The 19,501-nt window shown below is 70.1% G+C and carries 16 protein-coding genes; 6 read left to right on the top strand and 10 right to left on the bottom strand.

Features of this window, described 5'->3' with window-relative positions; genetic code table 11:
* Positions 1-139: 139 nt before the first annotated feature.
* The 5 genes from Q9G87_RS41050 to Q9G87_RS41030 form a co-directional block, all read right to left on the bottom strand.
* Positions 140-2,137 carry an AfsR/SARP family transcriptional regulator gene (locus Q9G87_RS41050; protein ID WP_305922002.1) on the bottom strand — a complete coding sequence of 666 codons (1,998 nt, stop codon included), beginning with the start codon at positions 2,135-2,137 and terminating at the stop codon, positions 140-142.
* Positions 2,138-2,317: 180 nt separating this feature from the next.
* Complete coding sequence (locus Q9G87_RS41045; RefSeq protein ID WP_305922001.1) at positions 2,318-3,007, bottom strand: response regulator; 690 nt, start codon at positions 3,005-3,007, stop codon at positions 2,318-2,320.
* Positions 2,977-4,098 (bottom strand): hypothetical protein, encoded by a 1,122-nt coding sequence (locus tag Q9G87_RS41040; protein ID WP_305922000.1) that lies wholly within the window; start codon positions 4,096-4,098, stop codon positions 2,977-2,979. The genes Q9G87_RS41045 and Q9G87_RS41040 overlap by 31 nt, the downstream gene beginning before the upstream one ends.
* A complete protein-coding gene (locus Q9G87_RS41035) occupies positions 4,091-5,272 on the bottom strand; it encodes a sensor histidine kinase (RefSeq protein ID WP_305921999.1) in 1,182 nt (393 codons plus the stop codon). Before Q9G87_RS41035 ends, Q9G87_RS41040 begins: the two co-directional genes overlap by 8 nt.
* 81 nt (positions 5,273-5,353) lie before the next feature.
* On the bottom strand, positions 5,354-6,181 hold the full coding sequence (locus tag Q9G87_RS41030) for a helix-turn-helix domain-containing protein (RefSeq protein WP_305921998.1): 828 nt from the start codon (positions 6,179-6,181) through the stop codon (positions 5,354-5,356).
* Between Q9G87_RS41030 and Q9G87_RS41025 the strand changes: the two genes are divergently transcribed.
* The gene (locus Q9G87_RS41025; RefSeq protein WP_305921997.1) at positions 6,180-6,722 is read left to right on the top strand and encodes a TIGR03086 family metal-binding protein; all 543 of its coding nucleotides are present in this window, start codon (positions 6,180-6,182) and stop codon (positions 6,720-6,722) included. The two genes, Q9G87_RS41030 and Q9G87_RS41025, sit on opposite strands and share 2 nt — an antisense overlap.
* 80 nt (positions 6,723-6,802) lie before the next feature.
* Here the strand turns inward: Q9G87_RS41025 and Q9G87_RS41020 are convergent, their stop codons facing one another.
* From Q9G87_RS41020 to Q9G87_RS41010, 3 genes are all read right to left on the bottom strand, one after another.
* Positions 6,803-7,561 (bottom strand): SAM-dependent methyltransferase, encoded by a 759-nt coding sequence (locus Q9G87_RS41020; RefSeq protein WP_305921996.1) that lies wholly within the window; start codon positions 7,559-7,561, stop codon positions 6,803-6,805.
* 111 nt (positions 7,562-7,672) lie between these two features.
* Complete coding sequence (locus tag Q9G87_RS41015) at positions 7,673-9,223, bottom strand: choice-of-anchor A family protein (protein WP_305921995.1); 1,551 nt, start codon at positions 9,221-9,223, stop codon at positions 7,673-7,675.
* 170 nt (positions 9,224-9,393) lie between these two features.
* The gene (locus Q9G87_RS41010; RefSeq protein ID WP_305921994.1) at positions 9,394-10,584 is read right to left on the bottom strand and encodes a cytochrome P450; all 1,191 of its coding nucleotides are present in this window, start codon (positions 10,582-10,584) and stop codon (positions 9,394-9,396) included.
* A 62-nt stretch (positions 10,585-10,646) separates the two neighbouring features.
* On the opposite strand from Q9G87_RS41010, the gene Q9G87_RS41005 reads away from it, so the two are divergent.
* The 4 genes from Q9G87_RS41005 to polX all read left to right on the top strand — a co-directional run bounded on the left by Q9G87_RS41005 (position 10,647) and on the right by polX (position 16,026).
* On the top strand, positions 10,647-11,249 hold the full coding sequence (locus Q9G87_RS41005) for a TetR/AcrR family transcriptional regulator (protein ID WP_305921993.1): 603 nt from the start codon (positions 10,647-10,649) through the stop codon (positions 11,247-11,249).
* Between the two features lie 132 nt (positions 11,250-11,381).
* Positions 11,382-11,831: a MarR family winged helix-turn-helix transcriptional regulator gene (locus Q9G87_RS41000; protein ID WP_305921992.1), complete on the top strand. Its 450-nt coding sequence runs from the start codon at positions 11,382-11,384 to the stop codon at positions 11,829-11,831.
* Entirely contained in the window at positions 11,809-14,247 is a 2,439-nt protein-coding gene (locus tag Q9G87_RS40995; protein ID WP_305921991.1) for a PEP/pyruvate-binding domain-containing protein, read from the top strand. Before Q9G87_RS41000 ends, Q9G87_RS40995 begins: the two co-directional genes overlap by 23 nt.
* Positions 14,248-14,307: 60 nt before the next feature.
* Positions 14,308-16,026: a DNA polymerase/3'-5' exonuclease PolX gene (gene polX / locus Q9G87_RS40990; protein ID WP_305921990.1), complete on the top strand. Its 1,719-nt coding sequence runs from the start codon at positions 14,308-14,310 to the stop codon at positions 16,024-16,026.
* A gap of 49 nt (positions 16,027-16,075) precedes the next feature.
* Here the strand turns inward: polX and Q9G87_RS40985 are convergent, their stop codons facing one another.
* Positions 16,076-16,729, bottom strand: coding sequence for a hypothetical protein (locus tag Q9G87_RS40985; protein WP_305921989.1), 654 nt, complete (start codon positions 16,727-16,729; stop codon positions 16,076-16,078).
* Between the two features lie 69 nt (positions 16,730-16,798).
* Positions 16,799-18,277: an arabinosylfuranosidase ArfA gene (arfA, locus tag Q9G87_RS40980; protein WP_305921988.1), complete on the bottom strand. Its 1,479-nt coding sequence runs from the start codon at positions 18,275-18,277 to the stop codon at positions 16,799-16,801.
* A 126-nt stretch (positions 18,278-18,403) separates the two neighbouring features.
* Between arfA and Q9G87_RS40975 the strand changes: the two genes are divergently transcribed.
* Positions 18,404-19,405: a LacI family DNA-binding transcriptional regulator gene (locus tag Q9G87_RS40975; protein WP_305921987.1), complete on the top strand. Its 1,002-nt coding sequence runs from the start codon at positions 18,404-18,406 to the stop codon at positions 19,403-19,405.
* The last annotated feature ends 96 nt before the right edge of the window (positions 19,406-19,501 follow it).

Here is a 19,501-nt window from a genome sequence, read left to right as displayed (position 1 = left end):
CTCACCCTCACGGCCTTGTAGCGATCACTAGCGACTCGACACCGCACATGATCACTCAAGGCCGTCTTGCTGTCCCCGAAACGATCAAACCCCGCTCAGCACAACAATCCGGAGGATAAAGAACAAGTTCAGAGCATGTTCATGATCCGCCTCGGCCACCTCCGCACGCGTGCGCAGACGCGCGTCCCGCAGGAGCATGAGGGACTCTCGGCCGGTCCGCCTTGATGCCAGGAAGATCCCGGCTCGCGGGGTGGAGGCAGGTACCGGCGGTGATGGCGGTCCCCAGGCAATGGTGAAGGGCACGGTGGACGGCGGCGGCGCGGTCGGGCCCGGGGATCTCGTGGCCCGCCTGTTCGCGTGCGTACAGGCGGATGAGGTCGTGGAGCCGGTAGCGGCGGGGGCCTGCCGATTCGAGGAGGCCGGCGTTGCGGAGGCGGTCGAGGGCCGCCTCCGCCCGGTGTTCCGGCCAGCCGGCGAGCGCGGCGGCGGCCGCGGGTGTGTGGGTGGACGCGTCGAGCACGCCGAGCAGCGACAGCAGGCGCGCCGCGTCCCGGCCGGTGGGTTCCTCCCGCAGGTGCTGGTGGCTGAGCGCGATGCCGGCGCCTACGGCCAGGTCGGCGTACTGGAGCAGATCGAGGCGGCGCGGGGCGTCGGCCAGCCGCTCGGCAAGGCAGGCCAGGGTCCAGCCGGGACGGGAGGCCAGCCGGGCGCCCACGATGCGAACGGCGAGGGGCAGTCCACCGCAGAGCCGGACGATCTGGGCTGCCGGCCCGGGCTCGGCCTGGACACGTTCCGGTCCCGCGGTGCGCGCCAGCAGGGTGACGGCGTCAGCGTCGGCAAGGCCGGCGAGGTGCAGGTGGTGCGCGTTCTCCAGGGTGCCGAGGAAATCGCGGCTGGTGATGACGACGGCGCAGTCCGCTCCGGTCGGGATCAACGGGCGTACCTGTGCGGCATTGCGCGCGTTGTCGAGAATGACAAGCAGGTTGCACGCCGCGGTGAGCGAGTGGTAACGAGCCGCGGCCTCGTCCGGCTCCGCTGGTACGGCGGCGCCGTCGAGCCCCAGCGAGCGCAGCAGCCGCCGCAGCGCCTCGAGCGAGGAGAGCGGCGTGAGCCCCGCGGTGGCCCCGTGCAGGTTGACGTAGACGACTCCGTCGGTGAACCGGTCGGCGACGGCGTGTGCGGCATGGACGGCCAGCGCGGACTTGCCGATGCCGCCGGGACCGTCGATGGCGGCCACGGCGGGCACCCCCTGGGCCGGTCGGGTGAGCACCTCGCGCAGCCAGGCGACCTCGTCGGTGCGGGCGGTGAACGCCTGCGTGTCGGCGGGCAGTTCGGCCGGGATGATCGGATCTCCGAGTACGGTCTCCCGCGCGGGCGTGGCCAGGTCGAGCACGGGATCGCCGGCCAGCACGGCGCGATGCAGCCTCCGCAGCTCGGCACCCGGCTCTATGCCCAGTTCGGCGACGGCGACGCGCCGGGCCTCCTGATAGACCTCGAGCGCTTCCGACGGACGGGCCGCCCGATACAGCGCCAGCATGAGCTGAGCACGTGGACGCTCACGCAAGGGATTGGCCTCGACGTGGGGCACGAGGTCGGGCACCGCCGTGTGGTGACCGCCGGTGGCCAGGCGCAGGTCGACGTGGTCCTCGAAGGCCGCCAGGCGTTCCTCTTCCAGCCGGGCGGACTCGATCTGGGCCCACGGCGCGCCCACCTCGGCCAGCGCCGTGCCCCGCCACAGGGCGAGGGCCTGCCGGAACAGGCTGTCCGCGGCGGCCGTACCCTCGTGTGTCCTGGCGGCACGTGCCCGCCGGACCAGGCGGGTGAACAGGTGGGCGTCGATGTTGTCGCGGGGCAGGGTGAGGACATATCCACCGGGAACGGTCTCGATGATCTCGCTGCCCGCGTGGGGCGCGAGCAGTTCCCGGAGTTTCGACACCACGATATGGAGCTGCTTGTCGGCAGTCGCGGCCCAGCTTTCCGCCCACACGTCGGTGATGAGTTGTTTCGCGGTGACCGGCTGCCCGGCGCTGATCGCGAGCCTGGCCAGCACCCCGATCCGCCGCTGCCCGGTCAGCCGCAGCGGCTCCCCGCCGGCGAGCACCTGCCACGGGCCGAGAATCTTGATGTCCAGCTCCATCGGGAGCGCTCCCCTTGTTCTCCTGCGCGGCAAAGGCATCTCCCTGCCCTGTGAACCGCCGCGGAGCTGCGCCGAGGTGTCATCGCCCGCCACCTCGTCCTGGCGGGCACGCGCGCGGCTTGGCCGCGACTGACCGCCACTCTACGAAGACGAAGGGCCCGCCGGTGTCCGGTGAACGCCCTACAACGGGGACGTCGTCTCGTTGAGCTCAGCGAGCGTGATGAGTCCGTCGTCGAGGGCACGCCCGACGAGCTCGCTCTTGGTCCGGGCCGCCCGCCCCACATTGGCGTACTTCACCCGTACACGCGCGATATAGGTGTCAACGGTCTTGACGGTGATGTTGAGCTTCGCGGCGACCAGGTCCTTCGACGAGGACACGAACCACGCCCGCAGCACCTCGGTCTCGCGCTGGGACAGCCGCGGCCGGCCGGGGGTGTCGTCGGCGATGAGCGCGCCGGACAGCGACGGCGCGGTGTAGGGCTCGCCCCGCGCTGCCGCCCGGATGGCCGGTACGAGATGGTCGGGGCCCTCGCGCTTGGTCAGGTAGGCGAGCGCGCCGAGATCGACGCATTTGATCGCGATCGCATCGTCGGTGTGCTGCGAATACACGATCACGCGCCTGCCGTTGTCGACCAGCCTGCGAAGCTCGCCGAAGTCCGGTCTGCGCGGCACCAGCTCCAAGTCGAAGATCACCACGTCGGCGGCGGCGCCCGGTCCGGTCCAGACATCGCCGAGCCGGTCCCCCGCGTCGACGAGATGGATCGGCGGCACGGCTTCAGAGCACCAGGAGCGGACGCCGGCGGCGATGGCCGCGTGATCATCCACGATCACCGCGGTGATCAATTCGTCCGCTGCAGCGTCGGCTGCCACGTGACCTCCATCCAGACCGTGTCGTCTTTGGTCAACGCCTTGACCCGTACGCCCGGAGTCGCCGGGCTCGGCACGTCCACCTCGCCGCAGTCCGCGACGACACTGACCGACACCAGGTCCGCGCCGCCCACGACGGTGACCCGCGCCCGTGAGACGGCGGTGGCGAGCACGGTGAGCACCGCCTCGGTGAGATCGCGCCGTACGGCCACGGGCGGTGCGGGCCATCGGCCACGCGCGTCCAGTTCCACCACGACGCCCTTGCGGTCCGCCACGTCGGCGCAGTGACGCAGCTCGTGGAGCAGCGGGTTCTCGACGGTGTCGGACTCGGCGAACAGCCGCCGCATCCTGGCCGCCTCGATGGCGCAGCGCCGCTGAACCTCCGGGTCCTCCGGGCGCAGCGAGCCGTCGGCGAGTCCTTCGAGCAGCGGAATGGTGGCCACGGACAGCTCGGCGAAGCGCTGCCGCCTGCGGCGGTGGGACTCCGCCGCGACGGCCTCGGCGACGCGTACCCGCTCGATCTCTCTGCGGGAGGCCGCGGCGGCCGCGCCGAGGCGGCGCAGGACGGCGGCCACCACGGCCATGCACAGTGGGAAGCCGACCACGCTCACCGAGCCCGTGGCGAACCGGGCCAGCGCCGGCCGGCTGGGGTCGTCGAACAGGAGCAAGTGCAGCAGGGCAGTGAGCTCGTGGGCGATCAGGAACGCCGCCGCGGACCGCAGCGGACGGTCCAGCAGCACGACGACGCCCACCCAGTTGGCGGCACCGAAAATCCAGTCCGTGCCGCTCGAGGTGCGCCCGTCCGGCAGGGTCGCATACGACAGCGCGGACGCGGCGAGCACCACGGCGATGGCGGGCCCGCGCAGCCGGCCCCACGCCCGCCCCCGGACGAGGAGCACCGCCTCGCCGAGGATCACGGACCCCAGCGCGGCGAAGGCGGCCAGCTGCGCCGGCGCCGACTCATAGACGTCCAGGCGAGGCAGCAGGTTGGCCAGGCCGAGCACGAACACGGTCGCCGCGGCGACGAGCAGCGTCGCGATCCGCAGCCCGTGCCGCAGCTGCGCCCGCGCCCCCTCCTCCACGACGTCAGTCATCGGCGGCGCTCCACTCCAGCCGTACGAGGGTGCCCTGGCCCTCGGCCGACGTGATCGTGGCCGTGCCGCCAAGGCGGCTCATCCTGCCGCGCACGGACTCGCGCAGGCCGCGCCGGGTGGCCGATACGTCTTCCGGCGAGAATCCCTTGCCCTGGTCGGCGATGTCGAGCCGCAGCGACCGGGCGTCCCCGCGCAGCAGGACCGTCGCCCGGGTCGTGCCCGCGTGGCGGCGCACGTTGGTGAGGGACTCCCGCGCCGCGTCGGCGATCGCCCTGGCGACCTCGAACGGAAGCCGCAGCCGCGCCGGGGCGTCGAACTCCACGGTCAGCTGCACGGCGTCGAGGTCGGCGCGTAACAGGTCGACGAGGTCGGCGTGCCGGGGGGCGCGCCCGTCGTCGGAGCGCAGCCTGTCCAGATCGCGGCGTGCCTGCGGCGCCAGCCAGTCCTCGTCCGACCGCACCTGCCCGATGCCGACCATCAGCAGGGTCGTCGCCGCGGTGTCGTGCAAGGCGTTGGCGAGCTCACGCTCCTCGGCACGGATGGCCGCGGCCACCAGCGAATCGGCATGTGCCCGCGCGGCCTCGGCCCCCATCCGGTCGGCCCGTTGCGCGGCGCGGTGGACGAGCACCCAGGCCGCTCTGGACAGCGCGGCGGCCGGTATCGCCCACATCACCCCAGTAACCAGGGTGCTGTCCACCTGCACCGCTCCGGCCGCGGTGAGGAGGGCCACCGCACCGCCTCCTGCCGCCAACGCCGCCACGCCGCCCGCGAGCGGCGGGGTGTGCCACTGGCACGTCACGCAGGCGAAGGTGATCAGGAGCCGCAGCCACCCCGTGTTGCGGTCCTCGACGGCGTCGGTCCAGAAGATGCTCGCGCACAGACCCAGCAGGACGACCACGTCGAGGGCGACCGGCGCGGTCCCCTGGCCCGGCCGCAGCCACCACGCATATCCGCAGGTCCAGGCTGCCGCGATGCCGGCCGCCACCGCGGTGGCCGCCACGTGCTCGGGCGGGGCGCGGAACAGGGCGATCGCGCAGATGGGGACGAGCGTCGCCAGACGCACGGCGGCCGCGTACCGGCGGCCGAACCGCACCAGCAGCCGCGCCGCCTCTCCCGCCACCCCGACACCTCGCAGTCGCCCGCTCGCGATCTCACCGTGACGCAGCTTAACCACTCACCGTAAGATCATCGACTCCACGGTGACGCTCTTCGCCGCGTGGAGGCGCCAGGTTGCCGGGATCAGTGGACGTGGGGTTCAGGCCTGATCTCTGAGCCGGGCGTAGGCCGCGGGTGGCATGCCGACCGCGGCGGTGAAGTCGCGCGTCAAGTGAGCCTGGTCGGTGTAGCCGAGCTCCGCGGCCAGCGTGGCGAGGTCGAGGCCCTGGTAGACCCGCTCCGCGGCCTCGTGCAGCCGGAAGCGGCGGATCACCCACTTGGGGCCGATGCCGACATACTCCCGGAACAGCCGCTGCAGCGAGCGCACCGACCGCCCTGATCGGGCGGCCAGCTCATCGACCCTGGTCATGGACACGTCGTTCTCCGCCATCGCCACCAGTGCCGCGACCTCGTCCGTCAGCGGATCCTGCTCCGGCCCCAGACTCAGCAGGAACGTCTCGACGTGCGCGATGGCGGCCCTGGCGTCGGGTTCGGCCACGACCTGCTCGACCAGGGTCGCGCCCGCCGCGCCGTACATCTCGCCGACTTCCGTGAAGCGGCCGGTCAGCTCGGACACCGGGCCGCCGAGGAACGGCCGGAAGCCGCCGGGGCGGAAGCGCGTGCCGAGCGCGCGGCCGCTGCCGCGCATCGTGTAGGAGAACCCTCCCTTGATCACTCCCGCGACTTGGTGGAAGTCCTCGGTGATGGTCAGGTTCACGGTGGGGTGCGAGACGATGCGCTGTTCGTACGGCTCGGCGAGGTCGGTCCACGTGACAACCCAGAAGTGCTCCACATACGCCGAAATCTCGGGCGATGGCGCCTGCCGGATGTAATCGAAGGCCTTGAGCCCCGCATATGGGTTGACCCAGCCGCGCTGTCGCGTTTTTACAAGCCGCCCTGAGGGCTGGCGGGACACGATGGCTGCCATGGAAGACATGATGCCGCTGATGACGCGCGCCGCCGAACGGACCGCGGGAGTGGTGCGCGCGGTGCGTCAGGAGCAGTTCGGGCTCTCGACGCCCTGCGTGAAGTTCGACGTCAAGGACCTGATCAACCACCTCGAGTGGGTGGCGGAGATGTTCGAGTCGCTGGGTCGCAAAGGGCCGAGCATCGAGCAAGGGCCTTACGCGGGCGACTTCCCCGAGCGCGCGGAGCGCATGCTGAGCGCCTGGTCGCGGCCCGAGGCGTGGGAGGGCACCAGCCCCGCCATGGGCCTGCCGATGACCGCGCTGGCCCAGATGTACCTCGTCGACATGGTGGTGCACGCCTGGGATCTGGCCAGGGCCACGGGGCAGGAGTACGAGCCGGACCCGGCGGCGCTCTCACGGGCTATGGACTTCACTGAGCAGATGGTGGAGATGGGCAGGCAACGCGGCGCCTTCGGCCCGCCGGTGGCCGTGGCGGACGACGCCCCGCAGTTCGACCGCCTGCTCGGCATGATCGGCCGCGATCCGGCCTGGACACCGTGACGGCCGTCCGGCGGGCTGAACCGCGCATTGCCACGCGCCGGCCCGCCGGATGAAGGTCATTCCCTGCACCCGCACAGTGCTCACATCTTCCGGCCGACCCCGCCGTAGGCGTCGAGCTCGCGGCCGTCCGAGCGCCAGTGGTTGACCGTCACCACGCCCGGCTCGACCAGCTCCAAGCCGTCGAAGAAGCGGGCGATCTCCGCGGGAGTGCGCTGAATGTAGGCCACGGCGCCGCTGTCGTTGTACTGCTCCTGAGCCTCCGCCCCCGCGGCGCTGTGGACGTTCGTGCCGTCGTTCAGTGCCAGATAGCTGCCCGGCGTCAAGGCGCCCATCAGCCGGGCGACGATCGACAAAGCCTCGTCCAGGTCGGCGATGTGGCCCATGATGCCGCTGAGGTTGAGCGCCACGGGCTTGCCGAAGTCCAGCGTCTTCGCGGCGGTCGTCAAGATGGTCTCGGTGTCGCGCACGTCCGCGTCGATGTAGTCGGTGGCGCCCTCCGGCGCGCCGACCAGCAGGGCACGGGCGTGGACCAGCACCAGGGGGTCGTTGTCGACGTAGACGATCCGCGACTCGGGGGCGATGCGCTGGGCGATCTCGTGGGTGTTGTCCACCGTCGGCAGGCCGGTGCCGACGTCCAGGAACTGCCTGATGCCCGCCTCCTCGGTCAGGTAGGTGACGGTCCGGGCAAGGAACGCCCTGGACGCCCGGGCGAGCTCGACGACCTCGGGGAAGATCTTCTTGTACTCCTCCCCCGCGATCCGGTCGACCTCGTAGTTGTCCTTGCCACCCAGCCAGTAGTTCCAGATGCGAGCGGAGTGCGGCACGTCAGTGTCGATCATGAAGTTCTCCTTCCGGGGGAGCTGCCGTTCAGGCACCTGATTCTCGCCTGGGATCCATCTGCCCAAGGAGACGTTGCGCTTCTTCGAGACGTGATGGAGACGGCATGGTGATCATGCTAGCCCGTGAAGCGTGTGCTTCTCGTGCCTGCGCGGATGCTTGCGGTGCTTGTGCGGGTGCTTGGCGTGCTTGTGCGCGTGCTTCGCGTGCTTGTCGTGGTTGTCGAGCTTGTACGCGTGCTTCTGCTCCTGCTCCTGCTCCTGCTCCTGCTTGCGCTTCTCGTGCTCGTCCTCGTACGTCTCGTGCTTCTCGTGCATGTGCCCCTGCGGCGCTCCGCCGGCGTCGGCGTCGCCGTGGATGAGATCGTCGGCGTCGGCGTCGGCGTCGGCGTCGGCGTCGGCGTCGCGGCCACCGTCGTCGGTATCGGGGGTTTCAGCGACCGTCGGTGTGTCCGTCGAATCATCGGGATCCGTCGAATCGTCAGGATCCGCCGGATCGTCAGGATCCGTCGAATCGTCAGGATCCGCCGGATCGTCAGGATCCGTCGAATCATCGGGATCGGTTGGATCGTCAGGGTCTGTCGGATCATCTTCGGGATCCGCCGGGTCGGTACATGGGGTCAGGTCGCCGGCGAAGGAGGCGTCGTGGTATTCGGCGCCGTTCGGGTTTTGGGTAAGGGAACTGACGATGATGTTGCCCTCGATGTTGGAGGTGCCCTCGTCGTGGAAGTCGGCATCGGGAGCGTAGACGGTGCCCTCGACTGCGGCGCCGCTGGGCGAGCGGGTGATCGAGTCGGCGGTCGGGAAATTCCACAGGATGTAGCGCGCCTGCTCGAAGCCGATGGCCGCCATGTTGGGCGCTACCCAGGTGAATTCATCAGCGACGTCGCTCGTGTCGACGTTGATCAGCAACGGAGTGTCGGCGGACGGCGAATTCAGGAACGTGAGCGTGGAAATGTGGTTGAGGGTCGCCGAGTTGATGTTCAGCACATTCTGAGCCCCCGGCGTCAAGCGGATCTTGACAGTGCTGCCCGATGGAATGGCGTCTTGATCGGGGAAGGAATTTTCGTTTCCGTCCAGCAGGGTGACGTCGTTCGGGCACGCGGCCAGGCCGGTGCTGCGCTCGCGGAATTGGTCGAAGACGGCGTCGAAGTCGATCACCTGGACGGGGCCGACGGAATCCTCCGGCTGGCTCACCGACAGCTCGATCCTCGGGGTCGTGTCACGGCCGGCATCCGACGTGATCTGGGTGAGGGCGGCAGCTCCGTTCTGGTCCACTGAGGAGACCTCTGCGCCGCCCAGGTCGCCGATCTTGACGTAGCCGTTGTTCAGCACCCGTACGATCCCGAAGGGCGAGCTGTCGCCGAAGTCGATCGAACCGTTCACCACGAGAGCGCTGGGCCGGGTGTCGCCGGGAACGACGAAGGTCCCTGGATTGTGGACCGCCACGTTGTACGAGCCGCCGGCGACGAGGTCGCCGCCGATGGCGATGGGTCCCTCCGATTCGTTCCTCACCAGTTCCGCGTCCCCCTCGACCATGACGAGGAAGCCTTCATTGCCGACTATGGGGTTGACCAGGGGAATCATGCCGGCCGAGTGAGCATCGGTGAATACCGTCGACGGCATCACGGCTCCGGCGACAACCACGGCCAGCCACAGGCGCACTCGAGATCGCATATGGCGAAGCTCGCAGCGTCCCCGCGAGGCCGCCCAGATGCCATCACCATTCGTAGAAGGATCCTTACTCGATTCAGCCGGGGATTTGGCTGATCAACGTCTGAATCCGCGAATTTCACGCGTTCACGGGCGGCTCACGCCTGCCGGTGTCACGGCGCTCACCAGCTCACCGGAAGTGCGGTCAGCCCGGCGGTGAGCACCCGCGGGTCGACATGCACCTCCTCCACGCCTACGGCCAGAGTCAGCGTGGGGAAGCGGGCGATGAGCTGGGAGAACACGACGCCGAGCTCCAGCCGCGCCAGCGGGGCGCCGATGCAGTATCGGGCGCCGTGGCCGAAGCTGAGATGACCGGCCTCACGGCGAGCGATGTCGAACTGGTAAGGCTCGGTGTAGACCCCGGCGTCGTGATTGGCCGCGCCGGTGTCCAGCAGCACCAGGTCTCCCTCGTGAATGCGCACACCCGCGATTTCCATGCTCGTGCGGGCGTAGCGGGGAATGCCACCGCCGCCCAGCCTTGGGGCCCGCAGAATCTCCTCCACGGCCACGTCGATCCCGGACGGGTCGGCTATGAGCGCCTGCCACTGGTCAGGGTTGGCGAGGAGCCACAGCACACCCATGCCGATCGCGACCACCGTGGTCTCGTGGCCGGCGAACAGGAGGAACATGCCCATCATGGCCGCCTCGTCGTCGCTGACCCCTTCGGTCATGGCCAGGCGGCTGATCACATCCGTTTCGCCGTCGTTGATCCGGCCTTCGCGCCGTCGGCGTGCCACCAACCGCTGGCCATAACCGAAGAGCTCGGCCAGCCCCTGCTCGGAGCGCGCCTGATCGGTGACGTCGGCCGCGGCCTGGGTCCACGCGCGAAACTGCGCCCGGTCGTCGTACGGGACCCCGAGCAGCTCACAGATCACCGCGATCGGCAGCGGCACCGCCAGCGCCCCGTGCAGGTCGGCGGGCGGCTCCTGGGCTGCCAGCTCATCCAGGAGCGCGCTGGTCAGGGCCTCCACCCGGGGGCGCAGTGCCCGCATCCGCTTGGGGGAGAAGTGCGGCTGCAGCAACGCACGCATCCGCCGGTGATCGGCCTGTTCGGTGTCGAAGCCGCCCTGCGGACCGCCGAAGAGAGCCGACTTGCCCGTACGGGACGCCGTTTCGGGCGTGCGGTGGGAGCGGCCGAGGCGGTCGTCGTCCAGCAGTGCCTGCACCAGCTCGTATCCGGTGACCAGCCAGGCCGGATCACCGACGGCGGTGCGGATGGGGTGGATCGGCCCTTGTTCCTGCAGCCGGCGCAGGAGCGGTGCCGGCTGCAGGGGTCCCGGCTGTTCGAAGGGCAGCTGGAAAGCAGTCGTCATGCCACTCTCCTTGGTAGACGCCCTTTTGTAGTCTTCCATGTATACAAAGCTACTTATAGACTGTGGATTCCACAAGAGAGGACGACATGACGACCAGCGGGCAGACACCGGTGCGCCGGCTGCGCAGGACAGAGCGGCGGGAGCAGATTCTCGATGCGGCCACGCACGCCTTCGCCCGCTCCGGTTATGCCGCCACGAGCCTTGACGACGTCGCCAGGGAGGCGAGCCTGACGCGGGCGCTGCTGTATCGGCACTTCGACTCGAAGGCCGACCTTTACCGCGCCGTGCTGGATCGCGCCTGCCAGCGACTGGTCGAGACCGTGGGCGAGGACGACTTCGACGAGACCTCGATTCCATCGCTGCTGCGGGCCGCCGCCGCCGATCCGGACGCCTTCCGGCTGCTGTTCCATCACGCGGCGCGGGAGCCGGAGTTCCGCGAGCTGATCGACTCGATCACCACGGCCTCGGCCGAGATCGCCCGGCACAACCTGGCCCAGCGCGTCCCCGCGGGTCCTTGGCTGGAGTGGGCCTCCCGTCTGATCCCCACGCTGACGATCGAGGCCGTGATCGCCTGGCTCGACTCCGGTCAGCCGGATCCGGAACAGGCCGCCGCACGGGTCGACCAGGCTGTGAAGGGCGTCATCGCGGCCGCCCAGCCGCGTTGACGCAGAGCTCCCCGCACCCTGCGGTCCGCTGAAGCTCCAAATATCCCTGAAAAAAGCGCAAGGGCAGACGGTCCCGGAAGCCCGCCAGTGGGTTAATTTAGTTGCTAGATAGCAACTAGTGTGGGTGAGCACATGAATTTCCGGCAACGCCTGATCGAGGTGACCACCTCGATGCAGCGCGACCTGCTGCCGTCGCTGACGCGGATGTACGAGGGCGACGACCTGCGGGCGCTGGATCGCGTCCTGCTTCAGGTGCTCGACCGGGACACCGCGCCGACCGTCAAGGAGCTGGCCGCCCTGATCGGGCGTTCGGTCTCGTGGACCAGCCGCCTCGTTGACTCGCTCGTCCGGCGCGGACTGGCCGAGCGGCACGAGGACGAGACGGACCGCCGAGTGCGCAGGATTCGCCAGAGCCAGAAGGGGGCAGCGCTGCTGCGCAGGAGCTTGGAGATCCGGGTCGACGTGCAGATGGCGCTCTGGAATCACTTCACGGAGGAGGAGCGGGAGGTCGTCCTCCGCTCACTGGAGATCTACGCAGAGGCCGCGAGGAGGATACGGGATGAAACTCATCCATCTATCTGAGATCGACTCCTCCATGATCGATCTCGTGGGTGGCAAGGCCGCCGGGCTCGGCGAGATGATCAAGGCGGGCGAGCGGGTTCCGGACGGCTTCTGCCTGACCGTCGAGTCCTACACCTCCAGAGATCTCCCGGAGAGTGAGCTGATCGCCGCCTACGCGCGGCTCGGCGGCGGGCGCGTGGCCGTGCGTTCCAGCGCCACCGCCGAGGACCTGCCGGACGCCAGCTTCGCCGGCCAGCAGGACACCTATCTCAACGTCGAAGGCGCCGATGCGCTCATCGATGCGGTCCGCAGGTGCTGGGACTCCCTGCACACCGAACGGGCTGTGGCCTACCGCGCCACGGCGGGCATCGAGGACGCCTCCATGGCCGTGGTGGTCCAGCGCATGATCGACCCCGTGGTCGCGGGTGTGCTGTTCACCGCCAACCCGATCAGCGGCTGCCGCACCGAGATGGTCGTCGACGCCGCCCCTGGGCTGGGCACCGCCATCGTCGAGGGCACCGTCGTCCCCGACCACTACGTCCTCGGCCACCAGGCGCCGGCCGTGCCGGACGGCGACGGGTGCCTCGGCGAGGAGCAACTCGACGAGCTGCGGGACGCCGGGCGGCGGTTGCAAGAGCACTTCGGCTCGCCGCAGGACATCGAGTGGGCGATCGATGCGGACGGCACGCTGTGGCTGCTGCAGTCCCGTCCGATCACCACCCTGTTCCCGGCCCCGCCCGACACCGGCGACATGCGGCTCTACCTCGAGTTCGGCCACCTCCAAGGGATGCTCAGGCCGACCACGCCGATGGGGGTGTCGCTACTCAAGACGGGCTCGGGCATGTGGTTCACGGCCGTGGGCGCCTCGATCGATCCGCGCGATCCGCTGCCTCGGCTGGTCCCCATCGGCGGGCGGCTCTACTTCGATCTGACCGACTTCATGCGTAACACGTCGATGCGCAGGCGGCTGGGGACTTCTCTGCAGGTGTACGGCCCGCGGGTGCAGGGCGCCGTGGAGCGCATGCTGGACGATCCGCGGTTCGCCCCGCGGCCCGGCCTGCCGTTCCATCTCGGCAATGCCGTGAAGATGACGGCACGGCTGGCGCCCGGCGCGATCGCCGGCATCGTCCGGAGTCTGGCGCGTCCGGACACCGGCCGGGCCAGGGCCTATCGCGCCGTGGCGGAGATCAGGCGCCAGATCACGCCGCCGGTCGAGCCGGCCACGTCTGCCGAGCGGCTCCGCTGGGTGATCGAGGATTCCCACAAAGCGGTCACGGGTCCCGGCATGATGCGGCTGGTGTGGCCGCTGATAGCCGGGATGGTCGCAGGCACGGCGCCGTCCGGGCTGCTCGAAGGCGTTGCCGCCGACGACGAGCTGGACGTCGTCCTCGGAGGAATGCCGTACAACGTGACCACGGAGATGGATCTCGCCCTCTGGAGGATCGCGGTTCACGCGCGGGACCACCGTGACCTGTTCCTCGGCACCCCGCCGGAGGAGCTCGCCGCGAGGTATCACGCGGGGGGCCTCCCCGACATCGGGATGGCCGGCTTTCTCGACAGGTACGGCATACGCGCGGCCGCCGAGATCGACGTCGGCATCCCCCGCTGGGAGGAGGACCCCGCTCCCCTCTTCGCCACGATCGCCAACTACCTTCGCGTGGACGACCCCGAGCAGGCGCCCGACCGGCGGTTCGAGCAGGCCGCCCGGAAGGCGGAGCAGATGATCGACACGCTGGCGCGGCGAGCGCGGCGCACGAGACCGGTACGCGCCCGGCTCGCGACGTTCCTGATGCGCCGCTCGCGCAAGCTCACTGGGCTCCGGGAGATCGGGAAGTTCGCCTGGCTGCCGGCGATCCAGGCCGCGCGGCGGCAACTCCTGCTCATCGGAACCGACCTGGCCGCGCGCGGCCTGCTGGAGCGCGCCGGCGACATCATGTTCCTCGACCTCTTCGAGGCCCGCGCCGCCGTACACGAGGGAGCCGACCATCGGGACCTGGTCGCGGCGCGCCGCGCCGAGTACGAGCGGGAGCTGCGGCGACCCACCGTCCCGGGAGCCCTCCTGTCGGACGGGACCGACGTGGAGGCGCTCGCCCCGCGGGGACCCGTGGAAGAGGGTGTGCTGACCGGGATGGCAGGGGCCGCCGGCCGGGCGACCGGCAGGGCGCGGGTGATCCGCGACCCGGCCGGCGCGCACATCGAGCCGGGCGAGATCCTCGTGGCCCCTACGACGGATCCCGGCTGGACCCCGTTGTTCATGACGACGGCGGGCCTGGTGACCGAGACGGGGTCGCCGGTGGCACACGGTCCCACCGTGGCCAGGGAGTACGGCATCCCCGCGGTCATCTGCGTCCGCAACGCCACACACGAGATCAAGACGGGCCAGCTGATCACGATCGACGGGACCGCGGGCACGGTGCGGGTGGAGGAGGACGGCTGACGGCTCAGTCGGATAGCCGGCGCGTTTTCGGGATAGGGGGTGTGTGGGGGATGATGCGAGATGGCACGCACCAACGACGACGTGGCCGCCGTGCTGGAGGAGTACGCTGATCTGCTCGCCATCACCGGTCATGAGGATTTCAAGGTCCGCGTTTACCAGAAGGCGGCCCGGTCCGTGGGCGCCTATCCGGACGACATCGCCGGCTACGACGCCGGCGCGCTGCGGCGGATCCCCAACGTAGGCGAGTCGATCGCCGCCAAGGTGGCCGAATACCTGCGCTCCGGCACCATGCCGAAGCTCGAGGAGCTGCGCACCCGCATTCCCGCCGGGGTCCGCGCACTGACCCATATCCCCGCGCTCGGCCCCAAGCGGGCGATGGTGCTGCACCAGCGCCTGGGCGTGGACTCCCCGGAAAGCCTGGAGTCCGCGATCGCCGCGGGCGCCCTGCGGGACCTGCCGGGATTCGGCGCCAAGACCGAGGAGAACCTGCTGCATGGCATCGCCCTGCTGCGGGACGCGGGCCGGCGGGTCCACATCGGCGTGGCCATGCCGCTGGCCGAGGACATCGTGGTGGCGCTGCAGGACGTAGGGGGCTGCCGGCGCTGCGGCTACGCCGGGTCACTGCGCCGGATGAAGGACACCATCGGCGACATCGACGTCCTGGCCACGTCCAACCGGCCGAAGGTGCTGATGGACGCCTTTGCCGGGCTACCGTGCGTGACCGAGGTCATCGTGCGCGGCGACAAGAAGACCTCACTCCGTACGGACCAGGGGCTGCAGGTGGACCTCCGCGTCGTGCCGCCGGACGCGTGGGGCGCGGCCGTGCAGTACTTCACCGGCGCCAAGGCGCACAACATCCGCACCCGCGAGATCGCCCAGCACCACAAGCTCAAGCTGTCGGAGTACGGCCTGTTCGACGCCGTCACCGACGAGAAGATCGTCTCCAGGACCGAGGAGGAGGTCTACCAGCGGCTCGGCCTGCCGTGGATCCCGCCGACCCTGCGCGAGGACACCGGCGAGATCGAGGCCGCGCTGGCCGGAGACCTGCCCGAGCTGGTCACCGAGGACGACCTGCGCGGCGACCTGCACACCCACACCGACCTCACCGACGGCCACGCCTCACTCGAGGACATGGTCGCCGCCGCGGCCGCACGCGGGTACGCCTACTACGCCGTCACCGACCACGGGCCCGACCTGTACATGCAGCGCATGACCCTGGACAAGGCCCTCGCGCAACGCGAGCGGCTGCGCGCGCTGGAGGGCACGTCCGGGCTGCGGCTGCTGCACGGCGTCGAGCTCAACATCGGCCCCGACGGCCAGGTGGACTGGCCGTCCGACGTGCTGGCCGGCTTCGACGTGTGCGTGGCCTCGGTGCACTCCCATTTCGACCTGCCGCGGGCCAAGATGACCCGGCGGCTGGTACGCGCCGCGCGGAACCCGCACGTCCACATCATCGGCCATCCCAGCGCCCGCCTGATCGGCCGCCGCCCGCCGATCGAGGTGGACTGGGATCAGGTCTTCCAGGCCTGCGCGCGCTCCGGCACCGCGCTGGAGATCAACGCCTTCCCCGACCGCCTCGACCTGGCCGCCGACCTGATCCGGCAGGCGCATGGGTACGGCGTGAAGTTCGCCGTCGACAGCGACTCTCATGCGGTCGGCCACCTGGCCAACATGCGCTACGGCATCGGGACGGCCCAGCGCGGCTGGCTCACCGCGGAGGACGTGATCAACACGTGGCCGTGGGACCGCCTGACCGCCTTCCTCCACAAGGGCCGCTAGGCGTGCCGGCGCCTCCCCCTCCGCGGGCAAGGGCAGGTTGTGCCGGCCGTCAGTCAGCGATGTAGGTGATCGAGCCGACCTCGTAGCCGGTGGTCTTGGAGCCGCGCACGTGCATCACCATCGCACCGCCGTCGTAGGAGTAGGCGCACGAGTAGCCCTTCGGCTCCCTGCTGCAGCCCTGGAAGTAGTGGGTGACGCCGTGCGGGTCGTACTTCACCTTGAACAGCGTCTTCACCGCCCTCAGGCTGCCGACCTCGAGCCCGCTGTACCGGTCGCCCCGCTTCCAGGCGGCGAGCAGGTGCGCGGCCACCTTGGACGGCGTGACGACGTGCCGCGACAGGTAGACCTTGGTGACCTTCGAGCCGGTCACGACCATCGCGATGCCGTCGAGCCCGCCGGGCACCCGCACGCTGGTGTGGACGAACCGGCACACGTTGCCGGAGCAGCCGCCGAAACGGTCGGGGGCGCGATAGGCGTAGGTGAAGATCGTGTTCACCGCCGCGGGGGTGGCCACCTTGGCGGCAGCCGTGCGGTCCGCGGCCAGCCAGGCGCGCAACAGCTTGTTCGCCACCTTGCCGGGCGCGGGCGCCCCGGCCGCGGCAGGAGCGCCGGATGCAGCGGAGGCGGGATTGACGGAGGCGAGCGTCAGGCTTGCGACCGCCGCGAGGGTGGCGCCGCCGAGAAGAACTAGTCGTTTGGACACACCCCGACGCTAAAGACGGCGCCTTGCGCGGGAATTGACCTCGGCTTGCAGTGGTCCGGCGCCGGCATCTCAGTCCTTGGGGAAGGTGAGACGGATCAGGCTCCAGGACGCGGCCGGGAGCACGGCACGCAGCTCTCCCCCGTCGAGCCGCGCGTTGGCCAGGGGGACGACGGCCACCTCGGTCGCATGCGGGTCGGCGCCGGCCGCCAGCAGGTGCGTCTCCGCCACCCGGAGCGGACCGGCGGAGCGCAGGTCGGCGGTCAGGTCGAGCTCCTCGTGGGCGCTTCGGTTGACCGCGATCACCGTCACGCCCTCCTCGTCGAGGGTGGCGACGCTGGACAGCTGCGCCGCTTCGCCATACCTGGCGGTGTCCAGCAGGGGCGAGCGCGGCTCCACCCGCAGCACGGTGCCGCGCGCGTGGCGGGCGGTCAGCGCGAACGGGTGGAAGATCGTCTGCCGCCAGGCCGGACCTCCTGGTGAGGTGCGGATCGGCGCGATGATGTTGGCCAGCTGCGCCTGGCAGGCCACGCTCACCCGGTCGGCGTGGCGCAGCAGCGTGATGAGGAAGTCACCGACCACCACGGCGTCGGCGGCGGTGAAGGTGTCCTCGATGAGCTCGGGCGCCTCGTCGAAGTCGCCCTGCTCACGCCCTTCGAAGCGGGACTGGTTCCAGACGTTCCACTCGTCGAACGACAACTTGATCGACTTGTTCCTGCGCAGCTTGGCCCGGACGTGGTCGGCGGTCGCGACCACCGACGAGATGAAGCGGTCCATGTCGACCGCAGCCGCGAGGAAGCTGTCGAGGTCGCCGTTCTCCTCGTAGTAGGCGTGCAGCGAGAGGTAGTCGACCGCGTCGTAGGCGTGCTCCAGCACGGTCGCCTCCCACGCCCCGAACGTGGGCATCTGGCTGTTGGAACTGCCGCACAACACCAGCTCGACCCCCGGATCCACCAGGCGCATGGCCCTGGCGGTCTCGTTGGCCAGCCGGCCGTACTCCTCCGCGGTCTTGTGCCCGATCTGCCAGGGCCCGTCCATCTCGTTGCCCAGACACCAGAGCTTGATCCCGTACGGCTCCGCGACGCCGTGCTTGACGCGCAGGTCCGACCAGTGCGTGCCGGAGGCGTGGTTGGCATACTCCAGCAGGTCGCACGCCTCCTGGATGCCCCTGGTGCCGAGGTTGACGGCCATCATCGGCTCGACCCCGGCCCTCCTGGTCCAGGTCATGAACTCGTTGAGCCCGAACCGGTTCGTCTCGATCTGCCGCCAGGCCAGGTCGAGCCGGGTGGGCCGGTCGGGGCCGACGCCGTCCTCCCAGCGGTAGCCGGAGACGAAGTTGCCGCCCGGGTAACGCACCACGCTGACGCCCATTTCGCGGGTCAGCTCCAGGACGTCGGTGCGGAAGCCGTGCTCGTCGGCGCGCGGGTGTCCCGGCTCGAAGATCCCGGTGTAGACGCAGCGGCCCATGTGCTCCACGAACGAGCCGAACAGCCGCCGGTTCACGGGAGCGATCTCGAAGGCCGGATCGAGGGTCAGTCGTGCGTTCTTCACAGGGCGGCTCCTCACGCGTGCGGGTCCCACCACTTCTACAACGTCGTATGCAACGTTGTAAATGGCCATTGTTCTATCGTTGGAAATCTGGCTGTAGAGTGCTTTCCGAGCTGGAGAGGGGGGATCATGCGGCCACGGCTGAAGGACGTCGCCGAGCACGCCGGAGTGTCCGTCAAAACCGTCTCCAACGTCGTGAACGGCTACCCGCACGTCAGCCACGACACCCGCACCAAGGTCGAGGCGGCGATCGCCGAGCTGGCCTACCGGCCCAACCTGTCGGCCCGCAACCTGCGCCAGGGCCGATCGGGCGTGATCGCGCTGGCCGTCCCCGACCTGTCCATCCCCTACTTCGCCGAGCTCGCCACCCGGGTGATCGAGGCGGCCGACCGGCACGGGTGGACCGTGCTCATCGACCAGACCCAGGGCGAGCGGGCCAAGGAGCTGCTGGTGGTGTCGGGCATCAGGGCCCAGCTCATCGACGGCCTGCTGTTCAGCCCGCTCGCGCTCACCCGCGCCGATCTGGCGGCCAGGACGGACCACACGCCGATGGTCCTGCTCGGCGAGCGGGTCGGCCGCTCGCGGCTCGACCACATCGCGGTGGACAACATCGCGGCGGCGCGGCTGGCCACGACACACCTGATCGAGCTCGGCCGCCGCCGCATCGCCGCCATCGGGGCCCAGCGCTCGGCTTCGGCCATGACGGCCAAGCAGCGGTTGCGCGGGTTCCAGAGCGCGCTGGCCGACTCCTCGCTGACGGCGCACGCGGTGGCGTACGTGCGCGATTTCCACCGCTCGGACGGGGCGGCCGCGATGGCGCGGCTGCTCGAGTCGGGTTCGCCGCCCGACGCGGTCTTCTGCTTCAACGACACGCTGGCGCTGGGCGCGCTGCGCACGCTGCTGTCCAGAGGGGTCCGGGTGCCACAGGACGTGGCATTGATCGGGTTCGACGACATCGAGGACGGCCGCTTCTCCACTCCCAGCCTGTCGACGATCGCGCCGGACAAGACCCACATCGCCGAATCCGCCGTCGATCTCCTCGCCACGCGCCTGGCCGGCATCTCCGGGCCACCGCCTCAGGAGCTCTGCGCCCCTCACCGCCTCCTCGCCCGCGAAACCACCTCCCCCTAGCCCTCGCCTGGCCTCTCGTGCCCCCTGGCGGCACGTCCCCCGCGCCCGATGGGCTGCTCACGGCGGTGTCCGGCATGCGCGCGGGCAGAGGACGGG

This window comes from Nonomuraea turcica (genome assembly GCF_030718205.1).
In the GTDB taxonomy this organism is placed as follows: domain Bacteria; phylum Actinomycetota; class Actinomycetes; order Streptosporangiales; family Streptosporangiaceae; genus Nonomuraea.
This window is presented reverse-complemented; position numbering and strand designations above follow the sequence as displayed.

Bases quoted from the DNA above. Each gene is read 5' to 3' on its own strand.
- Q9G87_RS41050 (WP_305922002.1), bottom strand. From the start codon at position 2,137: ATGGAGCTGGACATCAAGATTCTCGGCCCGTGGCAGGTGCTCGCCGGC.
- Q9G87_RS41040 (WP_305922000.1), bottom strand. From the start codon at position 4,098: ATGACTGACGTCGTGGAGGAGGGGGCGCGGGCGCAGCTGCGGCACGGG.
- Q9G87_RS41025 (WP_305921997.1), top strand. From the start codon at position 6,180: ATGGAAGACATGATGCCGCTGATGACGCGCGCCGCCGAACGGACCGCG.
- Q9G87_RS41030 (WP_305921998.1), bottom strand. From the start codon at position 6,181: ATGGCAGCCATCGTGTCCCGCCAGCCCTCAGGGCGGCTTGTAAAAACG.
- Q9G87_RS41020 (WP_305921996.1), bottom strand. From the start codon at position 7,561: ATGATCGACACTGACGTGCCGCACTCCGCTCGCATCTGGAACTACTGG.
- Q9G87_RS41010 (WP_305921994.1), bottom strand. From the start codon at position 10,584: ATGACGACTGCTTTCCAGCTGCCCTTCGAACAGCCGGGACCCCTGCAG.
- Q9G87_RS41000 (WP_305921992.1), top strand. From the start codon at position 11,382: ATGAATTTCCGGCAACGCCTGATCGAGGTGACCACCTCGATGCAGCGC.
- Q9G87_RS40995 (WP_305921991.1), top strand. From the start codon at position 11,809: ATGAAACTCATCCATCTATCTGAGATCGACTCCTCCATGATCGATCTC.
- polX (WP_305921990.1), top strand. From the start codon at position 14,308: ATGGCACGCACCAACGACGACGTGGCCGCCGTGCTGGAGGAGTACGCT.
- Q9G87_RS40975 (WP_305921987.1), top strand. From the start codon at position 18,404: ATGCGGCCACGGCTGAAGGACGTCGCCGAGCACGCCGGAGTGTCCGTC.